Raw genomic sequence first — 15,766 nt, 5'->3', positions numbered from 1 at the left:
GGCCGAGCTATCGTCCGACCGCATCACATCACCGGGCCGTTCCGATCCGCGCAAAAAATCCCGCGGGCGACGGTTGACGACACTTGAAGGGGTACTTTTCGTGAAGATCTCTCGCATTGGGCGTTTCGCAGCCATCGTAGCGGTAGGCGCTATCGCATTGACCGCTTGCGGCTCCGACAACGCCACGGGTAAGGCGGGAACCGCCTCGTCCTCGGCAGGGCCCGATGTCAACGGCACTCTGTCGGGGGTAGGGTCCTCCGCCCAGCAGGCGGCCATGACCCAGTGGCAGACCGATTTCCAGAGCCAGAATTCGGGCGCCAACGTGCAGTATTCCCCGGATGGCTCGGGAGCCGGTCGCAAGGCCTTCCTCTCGGGCGGTGCCAACTTCGCCGGTTCGGATGCTCACCTGTCCGATGACGAGTACAGCCAAGCCAAGGACCAGTGCGGTCCCGACGGAGCCATCGACATCCCGGTCTATGTGTCCCCGATCGCCGTCGCCTTCAACGTCAAGGGCGTCGACTCTTTGAACCTCGACCCCGCGACGATCGCAAAGATCTTCAAGGGCGAGATCAAGAACTGGAACGACGACGCCATCAAGAAGCAGAACCAGGACGCGGACCTGCCTTCCACTCCGATCACAGTCGTCCACCGATCGGACAATTCGGGTACGACCGAGAACTTCACCGAGTACCTTTCCAAGGCTGCCGAAGGCGCCTGGGGCCAGGAGCCTTCGGGTGACTGGCCCAGTCAGTTCAAGGGAGAAGCCAACAAGGGAACCTCCGGTGTCATCTCGACCACTCAGAGCACCGACGGGGCGATAACCTACGCCGATGAGTCGGCCGTGGGCGACCTTTCGACCGCCAAGGTCAAGGACGGAGACGACTATGTGGAAGTCTCTGCCGACTCCGCGGCCAAGGCCGTCGAGCAGTCCAAGAAAATTGAGGGACGCGGTCAGCACGATATGTCGCTCGAACTGAACCGTACGCCGAATGACGGTTCTTACCCCATCGTCTTGGTCTCCTACCACGTCCTATGCTCCGGTTACTCGGATCAGAAGACCGTTGACCTGGTCAAAGCCTTCGAAAATTACGTTGTGAGCGAGGACGGACAGAAATCGGCAGCCAGCGCCGCGAAGTCTGCCGTTCTTCCTGAGAGCATGCGAGAAGACGCCAAGAAGGCTATCGAATCGATCAAGACCAAGTAGGCCTGCCGCCGCAAGACCTGCGGCCAGGTGAGATTCCCGCCAAGGCGCAGGTAGCCTTGGCGGGAATCTCGCGCAACGACCAACAGCAACCAGCAGAGAGTTTTTGAGGATTCATGTCTGACTCTTCTTCGACGGTTCCCACTTCCGGAACCTCAACCGAGCTCGGTGGGGGACACGGGGACGAGGACAACGGTCCTCGGCAGAACCGGCCCATTCCCGTGGCCGGTGCAAAGGGGAGCCCCGCCCAGGACAAGGTCTTCGCGAGCATCACACTCATCGCCGGCGGCATCATCCTCGTGGTGCTGGCGGCCGTGGCTTTCTTCCTGACGTGGCAGGCCTCGCCGATTTTCAGTGCGGCCTCCAGCGAAGTGACCGGTGGGGAGGGGTTCCTGGCCTACATCTGGCCGCTCGTGCTCGGGACCCTAATTGCCTCGGTGATCGCGTTGCTCCTCGCGACCCCAGTCGGGATCGGCGTCGCCCTGTACATTTCTCACTATGCTCCCCCGCGGCTCGCCAAGGGTGTGGGCTACGTGATCGATCTTCTGGCGGCTATCCCATCAATCATTTTCGGGGCGTGGGGTGCCTCCGTCCTGGCTCCCAAGATCGTTCCGTTCTACGACTGGTTGTCGAGTACCCTCGGATTCCTTCCGATTTTCGAGGGACCGGCGACCGCGACCGGAAAGACCATCCTCACGGCCGGAATCGTGCTGGCGATCATGATTCTGCCGATCATTACCTCGATGTGCCGCGAAATCTTTGCTCAGACCCCGGTGCTGCAACAAGAAGCAGCGCTCGGGCTGGGGGCAACCAAATGGGAAATGGTTCGAATGACCGTGTTTCCGTTCGCACGAGCCGGCATCATCTCTTCGGTCATGTTGGCCCTCGGTCGTGCCATGGGCGAGACTATGGCCGTGACCCTGGTCCTTTCCGGCGGACCGTTCAACCCTTCCCTAATCCAGTCCGGAAACCAGACAGTGGCTTCAGAGATCGCGTTGAATTTCCCTGAGGCCTACGGCTTGCGCCTCAACGAGCTCATTGCAGCGGGCTTGGTTCTGTTTGTGATCACCTTGGTGGTCAATCTCCTCGCGCGCCTGGTGATCAGCCGATACAAAGAATTCTCGGGAGCCAACTCATGAGCACGTCCGCGACCACCGCATCCAAACTCACCAGTGGACAGTCCCCACGCTGGCTCCCCGCGGTCATCGGTTTGAGCTCCCTGATCGTAGGTGCCGCGCTTTCGGCCCTGGCAGGATTCAGTATCGCCTTGTGGGTTGTCTTTGCCGCGGTCATTTTCGTGATCGCCGGGCCGCTCGCCGTCGGGGTCATCGAAGGCCGTCGCAAAGGCCAGGACGCCTTCGCCCGCTATTTGATCTACGGCGCATTCCTGTTGGCCTTGGTCCCCTTGATCTCGGTGATCTGGGTTGTGCTCAGTCGCGGGGTTCCTGGGTTGTCCGGGAATCTCCTGGGTACCTCGATGAACGGCGTCAGCGGAGTCACCGACAACGAGGCCGCCAACGGCGGTCCGGTATACGGCGGGGCCTACCACGCGATCGCCGGAACCGTGATCATCACTTTCTGGGCAACATTGATGTCGGTCCCGATCGGTCTGCTGACCGCGGTGTTCCTGACCGAGTACAGCGGCAGCAACGCAGCATTCCGGTGGATGGGGCGCATCATCACGTTCCTCGTGGACGTCATGACCGGCATCCCATCAATCGTTGCGGGTCTCTTCGCCGTGGCACTCTTCGTCCAGGTCCTGGGGGACCCGTCGGCCAGATTCGGATTCATCGCGTCCGTCGCGTTGTCGGTGCTCATGATTCCCACCGTCGTGCGCAATACGGAGGAAATGCTCAAGATCGTTCCGAACGAATTGCGTGAGGCCTCGTATGCACTGGGGGTGCGCAAGTGGCGCACCATTACCAAGGTCGTCATTCCGACGGCGATCTCCGGTATATCCTCGGGCGTTACCCTGGCCATCGCACGGGTGATCGGTGAGACTGCGCCGATTCTCGTGACGGCTGGCTTCGTCTCGAGCATCAATTTCAACGCCTTCAGCGGATGGATGACCACGTTGCCGACGTTCATCTACTACCAGATCATGAACCCGACGTCGCCGACGAACCCGCAGGTTTCCGAAGGTCGTGCCTGGGCTTCGGCCCTCATCCTGATCATCCTGGTGATGGCGCTGAACCTCATCGCCCGCCTGATCTCCAAGCTCTTTGCCCCCAAGACCGGTCGCTGAGTCCGGCGAACAGAAGTAAAGGAAATAAATGTCCAAGCGCATCGACGTCGAACACCTCAACGTCTATTACGGCGATTTCCTGGCGGTGGACGATATCACAATGGAGATCGAGCCCCGCTCGGTGACCGCGTTCATCGGGCCGTCCGGTTGTGGCAAGTCGACTTTCCTTCGCACCCTGAACCGTATGCACGAGGTCATCCCCGGCGCCTACGTGGAGGGCAAGGTCATCCTCGACGGCGAGAACCTGTATGGGAAAGGCGTGGACCCCGTCCGGGTCCGTTCCCAGGTGGGCATGGTGTTCCAACGGCCCAACCCGTTCCCCACGATGTCCATCCGAGACAACGTGCTGGCCGGCGTCAAATTGAATTCACGGCGCATCTCCCGCTCCGACGCTCAGACGCTGGTCGAATCCTCGCTCCGGAGCGCCAACCTGTGGGAAGAGGTCAAGGACCGCCTGGACAAACCAGGCTCCGGCCTCTCAGGCGGACAGCAGCAGCGCCTGTGCATTGCGCGCAGTATCGCGGTCCGCCCGGACGTGATCCTCATGGACGAGCCGTGTTCGGCGCTCGATCCTATTTCCACTCTGGCCGTTGAAGACCTCATCAACGAGCTCAAGGAGGATTACACCGTCGTCATCGTGACCCACAATATGCAGCAGGCCGCTCGCGTTTCCGACAAGACGGCTTTCTTCAATATTGCGGGTACGGGCAAGCCCGGCAAATTGATCGAGTACGCGCCCACCCAGGAAATCTTCAACAAACCCCAGAACAAGGCGACCGAGGACTACGTCTCGGGTCGTTTTGGCTGAGGTCTTCCCCGTCGGTCGACGTCGGCCGTTGGCCTACCGTGCCTCGTACGGACTTCTCGGCAGGTCAACCCCTGTTCGAGGAGTCCGTACGGCCTTTTGAAGCGCCCTCACCGCGACCCAAGAGCGGCTACTGGATCGTGGAATTACAACAATGGGGACAGCGCGAGGAAAAAGATGGCCGAGACGATGACCGTGACCGGCACGGTGACGATCCAGGTCAGGACCAGGCGGGCGGCCGTATGGGCACGCACCGCGCGGAAGCGTTGGTTGGAACCTGCACCCAGGACGGCAGAGGCCGCGAGGTGGGACGAGGAGAACGGGTCCTTGGCCACGGCCCCCGTTCCAAAGATCAGGAGACTGGTCACGGCCTGAGCCACTGCACCGCGGAATGGGTCGATTGTGACCAGACGGTCCGAGATGGTGTGTCCGATACGCCAGCTGCCCATCAGAGTTCCGATGACCATCATGACGCCGAGAAGTGCGCACATCCAAGCGGTTTGGGTCGACGTGATGCTGTGCCCGATCGACATCCACATCAAAGCGCCGATCACCAGGCTACGATGCCCGAAGTAGATCCCGTGCCCGAGGGATATGACGGATGTGCTGAGTGAAAGAACGTAGCGCGAGCGTCGGTGAATCCTTCCCGGGCTCGTGTGCTGGAGCAAATGCACCAACGGGATGACCGCCACCCAAGCGATCCCGAAGGCGGCCAAAGGGGCAAGGACGAGGGGAAGGATGACGTCGCCCACCATCGTGAGTCCGAGTCCAAGATGATCGCCCAGCCCAACCTGCTGGGTGGCCCACAGCGCGCCGAATACCCCGCCGATCAGGGCATTGGTCGACGAGGAGGGCGACCTGCGCCACCAGGTGAAGATCTCCCACAGGATCACCGTGAGCAATGACGAGGTCAGGACGGCGAGGCCGATATCGTCGTGCGGGATCGTGAGCCAGTGATCCGAAGTCAGCGACAACGTCAGCGAGCCGATGAGCAACCCCACCACATTGAAGAACGCACAGACGAGCAGCGCAACCTTGGGGGTGAGGGCACGGGCTCCGACGGGTACTGCTACGGCGTTGGAAGCGTCGTGGAAACAACCGATGACGGTGTAGCCCAGAAGAAACAACCCGCACAGGGCGAACAGGAAGTACTCCACCGGTTACGACTCCTGGACGAGGATTCGTCCGACGTCGGTGGCCACTTCTCGCACGCTCAGAGAAGCTGCTTGAAGCTGAGCGGTGAACTGCGACTCCTTGAGATAGGCCGCCGGCTTGAGCCGGTCCATCATGTCAGCTTGGTAAAGGTTCGTGGTCCGGATGGACTGTTTGGACATGCGAAGGACCTCGACCCAGTATTCGTCGAGGCCCTCAAGATCCGAGAGATGCCGCATGGCCTCGGCGGTCAGAGAAGCTTGGCGTTGGAGAAGGTCCAGGAGATCGGAGGCACGCTTGGAAAATCGATCCAGGTTGTGGATCTTGATGATATGCGAGGCCGAGGTGAGGGACTCGGTCGCTTGGTTGAGGCGCTGGCCGAGGAGGTACAGGTCAGCGCGGGGGAGAGGGAGCACGAAGGCGCTTCGCACGGTGGTCATCAGCGCGAAGAACGAATCGGTGGATCGTCCCTCAATCTCCAAAGCCTGTTCGAAGACCTCGTCGTGATCCGTGAGAGGCGACCCCATCATACGCGAGGCCGCGGAAGTGGAATCAACGACAAGCTGTGCCATGTCCGCGAGCAGCTCGAGGGCCTTGTTCTCCTGAGGAAATAAGCGAATTGCCACGCTCTGCCTTCCAAGGTGGTGGTGGTGATCGTTCCTAAGATAACCGTCCTTGGTTAACAGGGCTGTCATGGAAGGTTCACAAGGCCATTATGCAGTGGGCCCCGGTCGGTGCCGTGATGCTGCTCTGTCCCAGAGCCGATCCACCATTGTGGCACCTAGTCGGGGAAGCAACCGGTGCGTTGTGGGCGATTCGTCGAGGGGCCTGCCGCGCAAACGCAAAAGCCCCCGCTGAAGCGGGGGCACGGTGATGAAGATTAGGGGCACTGGACCGGGTGCGCCTCTCGGCGGAAGGCCGCTCGAAGCGGCTAAATAATGGAGCCCGGGGCAACCTGCGGCCCAGTGCCTTATATCCAGTGTGGTCCTTTTCCCGAGAACCTGTCAAAGAGGTACCTCCGAAGAAGGCTGGGTCGGACTCGTGGTGAATCCGACCCAGCCTCCCCACCGCGGAAGGATGCGACGGTGCTCAGGCGACGAGGCTAGCGCATCATCTCGTTGCGGCTCTGCTTGATGTCCTTGAACCAACGTCCGCCTTGTCCTACCCACATCATGATGGCGCCGATGATCAACAGGATGGTGCCGACTGAACCGGTGATTCCGGAGCCGTTTCCGAGGGAGACCAAGAGCGAGAGAAGGCTCAGAATGGCGAGGACCAACAGGGTGATTCGTCCCCAGTTCTTACCCTTGGTCGCGGCTCGTGCGGCGAGGACCTGAAGCACCACGATGGCCACAGAGATGACGGCGCCGAAAATCAAGCCGCCCCAGACGAAGCCGGACTGGCCTCGGTCCTGAAGTTGCTTGTATTCGTCGCTGCCCATGAGGACGAACGGGGAAATGATCAGACCGATGATGGTTATGGCCGCAGAGATGTACACCAAGAGCGCGCCGGTTCTGACGGGCTTGGGGGCGACAAGTGACCCGTCTTGGTTTTGAACGGGTCCGTCTCCCTGTCCGTAACCTGTGTCTCCACCCTGGTACCGCGGCTGGCCGCCCTCGGGGGAGCTGCCGTACTGAGGAGGCTGGTTGCCTTCCGGCAAGTTGTGGTTCTCGGTCATTATTTCCTCTCACGGGTGTTTGATCTGACGTCACTATCCAAACACGGATTTGTAGTTCACCACAATAGGCTGAATCAAATTCGGGATAATATGCGATGGCAATGGGCTTTAACAATTCGTATCGACAAAAACAAAAGCGGTCGAGAGATTACTGTTTCTACTTCCGGCTGTCTTGCATGTTCCACCGTGGCGGAAACTCCGGTCGGTATATCGGACCACGTGGACCTGGTGCTGCCCGGGCCGCAAGGGGCTTCCGCGAGATGTGCGGCCTCGACCACGATCACATCGGTCCGATTCTGGGAACAGTGCACCAAGGGTCTTGGTGCACTAGTGAATCCTCGTATCAAAGATTGTGCAACAGCCTGTTGTTACGAAGGACCGTTCTCGAATATCTGGATAAGTACCGGGCCGGCAGGAGAAACCTAAAAGAGCACAATCGATACGAGCTGTGGACAGTACCGTGGATGATCATTGATTCACCGACGGGAACAGTCATCCGTGAACGCAGATTCTATCTGATCACGTTCCGGCCCAGGCCTCTCCCGGTCAAAACCACCTGATGAGGTCACCCGCTTCCACGAACGTCGACGTCACGATTCATTGCGGCCACGTCATATGACGTCGAGATTGCGTCACGTGTGTGGGTTCGCTCAATGCGCGAAATGCGGCGTCAAACTCTCTCATCTCTTGCGGGCCCGAGCTGAGCCGGATTGAATACTTGCGTATCTATCCAGAGCGGCCGAGAGACCTGGCTCGTCGACGCCGCAGCAACCTCCTCACGGAAACCCGAACGTCTCGGTCCCGAGGAAAGGTGCTCCCGCCAGGACCGATGGAGTGTATCGGCCGTCTCCGGACGTCGTCGGCGTGCAACTGCGGCGCGGTCCCACTGGACCGGGTCGGTTGGGCCGGCGGACGAGGAGGCTCCGCTCTCCGTCGGGTGTACCGAAAGGAGACCCGGCGTGAAACCTGATGACAGGCCAGCGTTGTCCTTCGAGCTCTATCCGCCTCGCGGCAGGATGAGCCGACAGGCGTTGGAAACCACTATCGCCGAGATCGAACCCACTCGCCCTGATTACGTTTCCGTGACCGCCGCTGTGGACGGCGAAAGGAGGCGCCAAAGCCTGGACTTGCTGCGACACCTCGTCGATGAAACGCAACTAAAACCATTGGCCCACATCGTCTCGACCGGACAGACGGCCTCCGAGCTCGAAGAACTGGTCGATGAGATCATCCGACTTGGCGTGCGCGGCCTCTTGGCTCTGAGGGGCGATCGACCTGAGAACTACGCCCTCAAGCAGGGCGAACTTCCCTTCGCACGACACCTGGTGGAACTGATCCGCGGCGTCGAGTCGAGGGGATCGGCCAAATTGTGCGCAGGACGCCTGGCCGTCGGTGTGGCGGCATATCCGGTCCGTCACCCAGAATCCTCGAGTATCCACCATGACACCGAGGTCCTGCTGGCCAAGCAACGAGCGGGAGCGGATTTCGCGATCACTCAGGTCTATCCGGACCCCTCCGATTACGCTCACCTGGCCGAGCGCGCCCGCGCCAACGCCATCGAACTGCCACTGATCCCTGGAATTCTTCCCGTGACCAGCCTTCGGAGGTATCTGCGAGTGTGCGGACTCGCGGGGATCGAACCGAATGCGGGTCTTGCACACAGGCTCGAAACCGCCGAGACGTTCGCGGAACGACTGGCCGTCGGAGTGGACTCGGCGGAGGATTTCGCTCGTCAGGCTCTTGCCGCAGGGGCCCCAGGGCTGCACATCTATACCTTCAACGAACACCAGGCGGCGCTCGAACTCGTGGATCGACTCGGCCTGCGCGGCAAAACTGCCCCTTCGAACCAACCCATCTCGCCTCTCAACGACCAGGAGATCATCGTGACGAACCCTAACAACACCCTCCACGACACCTCGCCCCAGGGCAGGGCTTTTCCCCCGGCAACTATCCTCGGTTATCCGCGCATCGGGCCGAATCGCGAGCTCAAACGTGCCCTGGAAACGTACTGGAGCGGGCAAAGCGATATCGAGGACCTGACGTCCTCCGTGACCGAAATTCGACGCCTGACCGTAGGCCGCCTGCGGAAACTGGGCCTGAAGGCTTCCTCCTCGATCCCGGCCTCATTCGCCCTCTATGATCAGGTGTTGGACGCGATTCTGGCGACAGGAGCCGTGCCTACCCGGTTTGCGGATCTTGCGGACCGGGACCATCACCTGAATCGGGATGCATCCTTCGTCCTGGCCCGAGGGGATGACGCCCGTGGCCCACTCGAAATGACCAAGTGGTTCAATACGAATTACCACTACCTGGTGCCCGAGATCGGCCCTCGGACTCCTTTCGCCGCAAATCCGCAGGAGATCGTCGGCCAGTTGCAGGCCGGTGCCGTTTCACCGAACGACGACGCCCCACTGCGCCCCGCCATCCTCGGTCCGATTTCGTTCTTGCTTCTCTCCAAGGCCGAGGACACCGCGCCCGTTGGGTTCGAACCTCTGAATCGGATCGAGGAACTCGTGGAGGTATATCGAGAGCTCATCTCCGCGCTGGGCAATGCCGGCGCCGAATGGGTTCAGCTCGAAGAACCGGCCCTCGTCGCCGAGAATCACAATCCGGAACTGGTCGAGATCGTCCGGCGAACCTATGAGCGCTTGAGCGCCGATCGCGCAGCCGGTGATCCCTCGGTCCTGGTCACGACCGCCTACGGTGACGCCGAGAATCTTCTCGAGCCCCTGGTGGCGGCTGGCGTCGACGCCGTCCACGTGGACCTTATCTCCGGCCCTGCGAACGGGCGGATCCGGCGACTCGATCCTGAGCAGCTGTCACTCTTTACCGGCCCCGAAGCCCCGGTGCTGGTGGCCGGCGTCGTAAGCGGACAGAATATTTGGCGAACGGATCTGCGTATGGCCTTGGCTCGGCTCGAGGAGCTCCACGAGGCCGGGGCGAATGTGGCGGTCAGTACGTCGACATCGCTCATCCATGTACCGCACGACGCCGCTCTCGAGGACCAGCTCGGCGACGAACCTCGCACCTGGCTCGCCTTCGCGGACCAGAAAGTCGATGAGGTTTGCATCCTGGCCCGAGGGCTTGCGGAAGGACCCGAGGCGATCGCGAATTTCCTCAACGAGTCCGACGGAGCGATTCGTCATAGGACCGAGGCTCGTGGGACCAGGGACGCACGGGTTCGAGAGAGGACTGACCTGCTGACCGAGGCCGATGTCCACCGTGAGCCCGCGGAAGACAGGAGCCGGGAACAGGCTCTGCGGGGCATCTTGGCAAGCCTGCCGGAACTGCCCACGACGACGATCGGCTCTTTCCCACAGACCCCGGAGATCCGAGCGGTACGTGCGGGCCACAGAGCCGGGCGCATCTCCGATTCCGAATACGCCGAGCGTTTGCGAGAAGAAATTCGTGCCGTCATTGCTCTTCAGGAGGAGATCGGGCTGGACGTGCTCGTGCATGGAGAACCCGAGCGCAACGACATGGTCCAGTACTTCGCGGAGAACTTGGATGGTTTCGATGTAACCCGGTACGGCTGGGTCCAGTCCTACGGCTCGCGCTGCACCAGGCCCTCGATCCTGTGGGGCGACGTCAGTCGACAAGGCGAAGGAGTACTGGGGCGAGCGATCACGGTTCCCTGGATCACCTATGCGCAGTCCCTGACGGACCGCCCTGTAAAGGGGATGCTGACGGGCCCCGTCACCATCCTCGCCTGGTCCTTCGTCCGCGAAGACCAGCCGCTGGCGGAGACCGCGAATCAGGTCGCTCTGGCTTTGCGCGACGAGGTCAACGACCTCGAGGCGGCCGGTATCGGCGTCGTGCAGGTAGATGAACCCGCCCTGCGCGAGCTCCTTCCGCTCCGGGAACGCGACCGGGCCGAATATCTCGAGTGGTCGGTACGGGCCTTCCGCTTGGCCACGTCCGGGGTGAGGCCCGAAACACAGATCCATACGCACCTGTGCTATTCCGAATTCGCAGAGGTGCTCTCCGCGATCGACGCGCTGGATGCGGATGTGACCAGCGTCGAAGCGGCGCGCTCGCGGATGGAACTGCTGGATCCTCTGGCGGACATCGGATTCGAGCGTGGGATCGGTCCCGGCGTGTGGGATATTCACTCTCCTCGGGTCCCCACGGTGAGGGAAACCGAAGATCTGTTGTCTGCGGCAGCGCGAGTCATCCCTCGCGACAGGCTCTGGGCCAACCCGGACTGCGGTCTCAAGACGAGACAGTATGAGGAAACCACGGCTGCGTTGAAGCGACTCGTGGAGGCCGCACGGCGGGTACGCGCGGGTGTGACCGTCTAGAAATCGAGCACGCGGCCTGAGGCGAGGCAGCCTCAGGCCGCGTTTTCCCCGTCGGGGAAGAGACGAATGGCGTCTTCGACGAGTCGGTCAAGGTCCGCGTCGACGTCGACCGCGGTACGGACCAAGAGACCGTGGACGAACAACAAGAGCATATTCGCGAGTCGCGGAGGGTCTATCAGGGGGCTCAGCGGATCTGCGCCCTCTGAAACTCTCTGCCGAGACCACGGTGTGAGAATTTCTGTGAGCAGCTGACGAGCCCGAGCAATATTTTCTCGCGCGACCTCCCCGACCTCCGGGTTGACGGTCGATTCGGCGATGAACTGAATCAGCAACGGCCCCAAACCGTTGGTGAAAAGTGTGTTGACCACGAGTCGGGCGACGTCGGAGGGGGCCGGGGTCGAACCTTTTTCGCTTTCCATGGCAACCAAATCCTGCAGTGCCGCGTGGAAGATGCTCTCTGCGGTGCCCCTCATGATTGAGGCTTTTCCGTCGAAGTGCGAGTAGATCGAGCCAGGGGACATGCCTGATTCGGCAACAATGTCCGCCATGGAGGTGTTGGAGAAGCCGTTGCTGAGGAAGCAGCGGCGGGCAGCGGCGATGATGCGCTCGCGTCTGTCGATCTTTGATGACTCGGATAGCTTCGGCATAGAAAAAGAATAGTCGTTCTGTTAGGCTGGCCGCAAGTAGAAGAAACATTCTGTTTAGGAGACGCTGTGAGCGTTCGGGATACTCAGCACGGCGAGGCTGAATCCACTTCAAACCCCTCGAAAAACCGCACCGGCAGCCATATGGGCAAGGTAGTGGGAGTGTCCCTGCTTGCCGCCGTGGTGATGACCATTTTTGTCATGGCATTCACCTGGCCCAGCAAGACATCGACCGCCCACAATCTGCCGGTCAGCGTCGCAGGCCCGCAGCAAGCCATCGATCAATTCGAGAGCAAAATCAACGAGAAGTCTGGAGATACCTTCGACTTCGTGGCCGCCGATAGCCGCAGCCAGGCCGTTGATCAGATCAAGCATCGGGAAACTTACGGTGCCGTCATCTTGGCCGAACAACCGAAGACTCCGGAAGTTCTCACCGCCCCGGCCGCCAACTCGACCGCAACACAGGTCATGAGCGGGATCGCGGATCAACTGACCCAGCAGATCCGTACCCAGATCGCCGGTCAGGTTGACCAGATGAAAGAGAAGTCCGGCGGTCAGCTGAACGGTCAGCAGGCGCAAAAGGCCGAGCAGCTGGAAGAGAAAGCGGCATCGACTCAGGTAGCCGAAACCGAGGTAGTGCCCCTCTCGGACGACGACTCGAACGGCGCTGGCCTCACCACGGCGGCATTTCCGCTGGTTCTCGGCGGAATGATCGGCGGTGTTCTCATCACATTCCTCGTCAAAGGCGTATGGCGCAGGCTCGTCGCGGCATTGGCCTACGGGGCTCTGGCCGGACTGAGCCTGACCCTGATCCTGCACACGTGGTTCGGGTTCGTGCAGGGCAATTTCGGGCTGGTCTGGCTCGCCTTCGGCCTGTCGGCCATGGCCACCGCGACTTTCATCCTGGGCTGTACGGCGGTCCTGGGTACGCCGGGCATCGGACTCGGTGCCGTGGTCACGCTGTTGGTCGGCAATCCGCTCTCCGGAGCCCAGGTGCCGTGGCAGTTCATGGTGGAACCATGGGGCCGTATCGGTCAGTATCTGGTGCCGGGTGCCTCAAATACATTGCTGAGGTCCCTGAGCTACTTTCCTGAGGCCCCCATGGCTCAACAGTGGTGGACGCTCATTGCGTGGGTCGTCCTCGGCGTCCTGTTGACAAGCTTCGGCCACTTCAAACACAACCGCATTAACGACGATGCCGAAGAGCACGTCGCAGACCCGCCGGCCCCTCGGCACCGTCGGGAAGAAGTTCCTGCTCAGGGCTGATCCGCGGTACGCGGCCCGCCGGCCTGGTGAGCCCGTACAAAGAACTGAGGGGGCCGGGCGCCGTGATCGGGGGTTTTAATCCCCTGCATACGGCACCCGGCCCCCTCCTCGTTCGATGGGACGCAGAACTGGCTGTGCGTCTTAGAGCTGCTGGTTCCTCACACGAACGGTGCGCTCGTTGGTGAACTGCTGCAATGCCCACTGCGCATTCTCGCGCCCGTAGCCCGAGCGGTTGATACCGCCGAAGGGGAACTCGGGGCTAGAATCCATGTGGGTGTTCACAAAGGTCATACCGGCATTGATCTTTTCGGCGAAATTCTGACCGCGTTCGGGGTCGGTGGTCCATACCGAAGCCATCAGCCCGTACTGCGTATCATTCGCGATCCTCAGAGCGTCTTCCTCGTCCTTGGCCTTGAAAACCATCACGGCCGGACCGAAGAGCTCATTGCATCCCAAATCGGAATTCGGGTCAATGTCTGTCAGCAACGCCGGGGACATGAACCAACCCGGTCGATCCAGCTTCTCGCCTCCGGTGTGCAAGGTTGCACCTTCTTGTGCGGCCTTCTGGATGCGCTCGACGACCTCGTCGCGTGCGCCCTCGGAGGAGAGCGGACCCATATCGGTCTCGGGGTCGTCAAAGGCTCCGACGGTCACGTTTTCGACCGCTTCCTTGGCGGCCGCCACGAAGTCGTCATAGTAGTCCTCGACCACGATGAAACGTTTGGGCGAGGTGCAGACCTGCCCGGCGTTCGCGGTCCTGAGGGTTACGGCCTTTTGCGCGAGTCCTTTGACATCGTCGGTGTCCAGCACGACGAACGGGTCATTGCCGCCGAGCTCCAGAACCGAGCGCTTGAGGTGCTTCGCTGCGATCTTTGCTACCGAGGCGCCTGCTTCCTCGGACCCCGTCAAGGAGAAGCCCTTGACGCGGAAATCCTTGAGGACCTCTTCTGCATCGCTGCTGTTCAGGTAGATATTCGTGTAAACGCCCTTGGGCAGCCCCGCTTCTTCGAGAAGGTCCTGGAAAGTCTGGGAGGACTTGGGACAGATGGCTGCCTGCTTCATCAGGATCGCGTTGCCGACCATGATGTTGGGCAGTGCGAAACGCGCGATCTGGTTGTACGGGAAGTTCCAGGGCATGATGCCCAGGAGCACACCCAACGGGTCGTGCTTGACATAAGTTTTGTCGGCGCCTTGCGCATCCGGCAACTGTGTGTCGGTGAGGAAATTTTCGGCGTTTTCGGCGAACCAACGAGCCGTGAAGGCCACCTTCTGGGCTTCTGACTCGCCCTGTTTCTTGGGCTTGCCCATTTCTCGGCCAATAATGTCGGCCAGTTCTCCGGCGCGAGCCTCGACGAGGTCGGCGAATTTCTTCAGAATTTCGCCACGCTTGCTGACAGGGGTGTCCCGCCAGGACTGGAAGGCCTGATCGGCGGTGTCGATGACCCCGGGAATCTCCTCTGCCGTGAGGGACTCAAAAGTCTGCTCGACTTCGCCAGTGTTCGGATTGGTCACAGCAAAAGTACTCATATAGGTACTCAAACCAAATTCCGTGGCCACGTCCAGTGAATTTCGACGTAGGCGGAATGTTTCTCGTGGTTACCGAGGCGAGAAGCAGGCCCTGAGCTCCCGAGCCGTGGCTTCCGGGTCGTCGGCTGTGGTCACGGCCCGTACGACGACGATCCGCTCGGCCCCGGCGTCCCGAACCAGCGGCGCGGTTTCGGTGTTGACGCCGCCGATCGCGAAGAACGGTTTGGCGGATGAATCCGGGCTCTGGCCTATGCGGGCAGCGAACCCGGGCAATTCGAGTCCCACCGCCGCCCGCCCGGGTTTGGTGGGGGTCTCCCAGATCGGGCCCGTGCAGTAGTAATCCACCCCGGGGTCTTGGGACGCGGCACGAACCTGTGCATTGTCATGACACGAGCGACCGACCAGGACGTCTTCCCCGAGAATTCGTCGAACCTGCTCGGTGGTCAGGTCGGTTTGTCCCACGTGAAATACGTCGACCCCTGAAAGCAACGCGACGTCGGCACGGTCGTTGGCCGCGGAAAGGCCGCCTTCTTCCCCCGCAACCGAGACGAGAACGTCCAGGGCCTCGAGCTCGGTCCGAATGGAAACCTTCTTGTCGCGCACCTGGATGATGTCCGTACCACCGCGAAAAGCGGCCCTGAAGAACTCTTCGAGCCGTGCGGTATCGAGCTGTTCGACAGAGTCGGCTGCCGATTCTCCGAGAATGAATCTCTGCAGATCCGTGCAGAGATAAAGGCGGGCACAGTGCAATCGAGCGGATCGTTCCGTCCGAAGCCGGGAGAGCCTGGGAGCTTGGGCGGGCCCTGTCGGGGAAGTAGGGTCTGGTGCATTCTGGGCAGTCGTCACTCTTGCAATATTAAAGGACTTGCGAGTTAGGTCATAGACTGGAGCCACGTGGGAGTCCGGGTTGGCCGGACTGAGAGGGCAATACCGCCGACCATTCGAAC

The 15,766-nt window shown here is 61.1% G+C and carries 12 protein-coding genes and 1 riboswitch; of the genes, 6 read left to right on the top strand and 6 right to left on the bottom strand.

The features are described 5' to 3' along the window. The first annotated feature begins 100 nt into the window (after positions 1-100). From pstS to pstB, 4 genes are all read left to right on the top strand, one after another. Positions 101-1,204 (top strand): phosphate ABC transporter substrate-binding protein PstS, encoded by a 1,104-nt coding sequence (pstS, locus tag EWV35_RS09795; RefSeq protein WP_129661331.1) that lies wholly within the window; start codon positions 101-103, stop codon positions 1,202-1,204. 113 nt (positions 1,205-1,317) lie between these two features. Continuing rightward, complete coding sequence (pstC, locus tag EWV35_RS09790; RefSeq protein ID WP_129661329.1) at positions 1,318-2,340, top strand: phosphate ABC transporter permease subunit PstC; 1,023 nt, start codon at positions 1,318-1,320, stop codon at positions 2,338-2,340. Then, complete coding sequence (gene pstA, locus EWV35_RS09785; protein WP_129661326.1) at positions 2,337-3,446, top strand: phosphate ABC transporter permease PstA; 1,110 nt, start codon at positions 2,337-2,339, stop codon at positions 3,444-3,446. Before pstC ends, pstA begins: the two co-directional genes overlap by 4 nt. Before the next feature lie 28 nt (positions 3,447-3,474). Continuing rightward, positions 3,475-4,254, top strand: a complete 780-nt coding sequence (gene pstB / locus EWV35_RS09780; protein WP_129661324.1) for a phosphate ABC transporter ATP-binding protein PstB — start codon at positions 3,475-3,477, stop codon at positions 4,252-4,254. Between the two features lie 143 nt (positions 4,255-4,397). Here pstB and EWV35_RS09775 read toward each other — a convergent pair whose 3' ends face one another. The 3 genes from EWV35_RS09775 to EWV35_RS09765 all read right to left on the bottom strand — a co-directional run bounded on the left by EWV35_RS09775 (position 4,398) and on the right by EWV35_RS09765 (position 7,081). Continuing rightward, a complete protein-coding gene (locus EWV35_RS09775) occupies positions 4,398-5,408 on the bottom strand; it encodes an inorganic phosphate transporter (RefSeq protein ID WP_129661321.1) in 1,011 nt (336 codons plus the stop codon). Positions 5,409-5,411: 3 nt separating this feature from the next. After that, positions 5,412-6,029: a DUF47 domain-containing protein gene (locus tag EWV35_RS09770; RefSeq protein ID WP_129661319.1), complete on the bottom strand. Its 618-nt coding sequence runs from the start codon at positions 6,027-6,029 to the stop codon at positions 5,412-5,414. A gap of 476 nt (positions 6,030-6,505) precedes the next feature. After that, positions 6,506-7,081 carry a hypothetical protein gene (locus EWV35_RS09765; protein WP_129661316.1) on the bottom strand — a complete coding sequence of 192 codons (576 nt, stop codon included), beginning with the start codon at positions 7,079-7,081 and terminating at the stop codon, positions 6,506-6,508. 723 nt (positions 7,082-7,804) lie between these two features. Beyond that, a riboswitch (SAM riboswitch) is annotated at positions 7,805-7,917 on the top strand. Between the two features lie 123 nt (positions 7,918-8,040). On the opposite strand from EWV35_RS09765, the gene metE reads away from it, so the two are divergent. Beyond that, entirely contained in the window at positions 8,041-11,382 is a 3,342-nt protein-coding gene (gene metE, locus EWV35_RS09760) for a 5-methyltetrahydropteroyltriglutamate--homocysteine S-methyltransferase (RefSeq protein ID WP_129661313.1), read from the top strand. Between the two features lie 32 nt (positions 11,383-11,414). Here metE and EWV35_RS09755 read toward each other — a convergent pair whose 3' ends face one another. Next, positions 11,415-12,029 (bottom strand): TetR/AcrR family transcriptional regulator, encoded by a 615-nt coding sequence (locus EWV35_RS09755; protein ID WP_129661310.1) that lies wholly within the window; start codon positions 12,027-12,029, stop codon positions 11,415-11,417. Positions 12,030-12,095: 66 nt separating this feature from the next. On the opposite strand from EWV35_RS09755, the gene EWV35_RS09750 reads away from it, so the two are divergent. Beyond that, a complete protein-coding gene (locus EWV35_RS09750) occupies positions 12,096-13,292 on the top strand; it encodes an ABC transporter permease (RefSeq protein WP_129661307.1) in 1,197 nt (398 codons plus the stop codon). A 141-nt stretch (positions 13,293-13,433) separates the two neighbouring features. Here EWV35_RS09750 and EWV35_RS09745 read toward each other — a convergent pair whose 3' ends face one another. After that, positions 13,434-14,819: an NAD-dependent succinate-semialdehyde dehydrogenase gene (locus tag EWV35_RS09745; protein WP_129661304.1), complete on the bottom strand. Its 1,386-nt coding sequence runs from the start codon at positions 14,817-14,819 to the stop codon at positions 13,434-13,436. 69 nt (positions 14,820-14,888) lie between these two features. Further along, on the bottom strand, positions 14,889-15,665 hold the full coding sequence (locus EWV35_RS09740; protein ID WP_129661301.1) for a thiamine phosphate synthase: 777 nt from the start codon (positions 15,663-15,665) through the stop codon (positions 14,889-14,891). Between the last annotated feature and the right edge of the window lie 101 nt (positions 15,666-15,766).

The sequence above is a fragment of the Rothia uropygialis genome (genome assembly GCF_004137765.1).
Classification (GTDB): domain Bacteria; phylum Actinomycetota; class Actinomycetes; order Actinomycetales; family Micrococcaceae; genus Rothia.
The sequence above is the reverse complement of the archived record's forward strand: the minus strand, read 5'-3'. Positions and strand labels throughout refer to the sequence as shown.

What these genes read in the sequence shown, in the direction of transcription:
- pstC (WP_129661329.1), top strand. Translation starts at nt 1,318, where the DNA reads ATGTCTGACTCTTCTTCGACGGTTCCCACTTCCGGAACCTCAACCGAG.
- pstA (WP_129661326.1), top strand. Translation starts at nt 2,337, where the DNA reads ATGAGCACGTCCGCGACCACCGCATCCAAACTCACCAGTGGACAGTCC.
- pstB (WP_129661324.1), top strand. Translation starts at nt 3,475, where the DNA reads ATGTCCAAGCGCATCGACGTCGAACACCTCAACGTCTATTACGGCGAT.
- EWV35_RS09765 (WP_129661316.1), bottom strand. Translation starts at nt 7,081, where the DNA reads ATGACCGAGAACCACAACTTGCCGGAAGGCAACCAGCCTCCTCAGTAC.
- EWV35_RS09755 (WP_129661310.1), bottom strand. Translation starts at nt 12,029, where the DNA reads ATGCCGAAGCTATCCGAGTCATCAAAGATCGACAGACGCGAGCGCATC.
- EWV35_RS09745 (WP_129661304.1), bottom strand. Translation starts at nt 14,819, where the DNA reads ATGAGTACTTTTGCTGTGACCAATCCGAACACTGGCGAAGTCGAGCAG.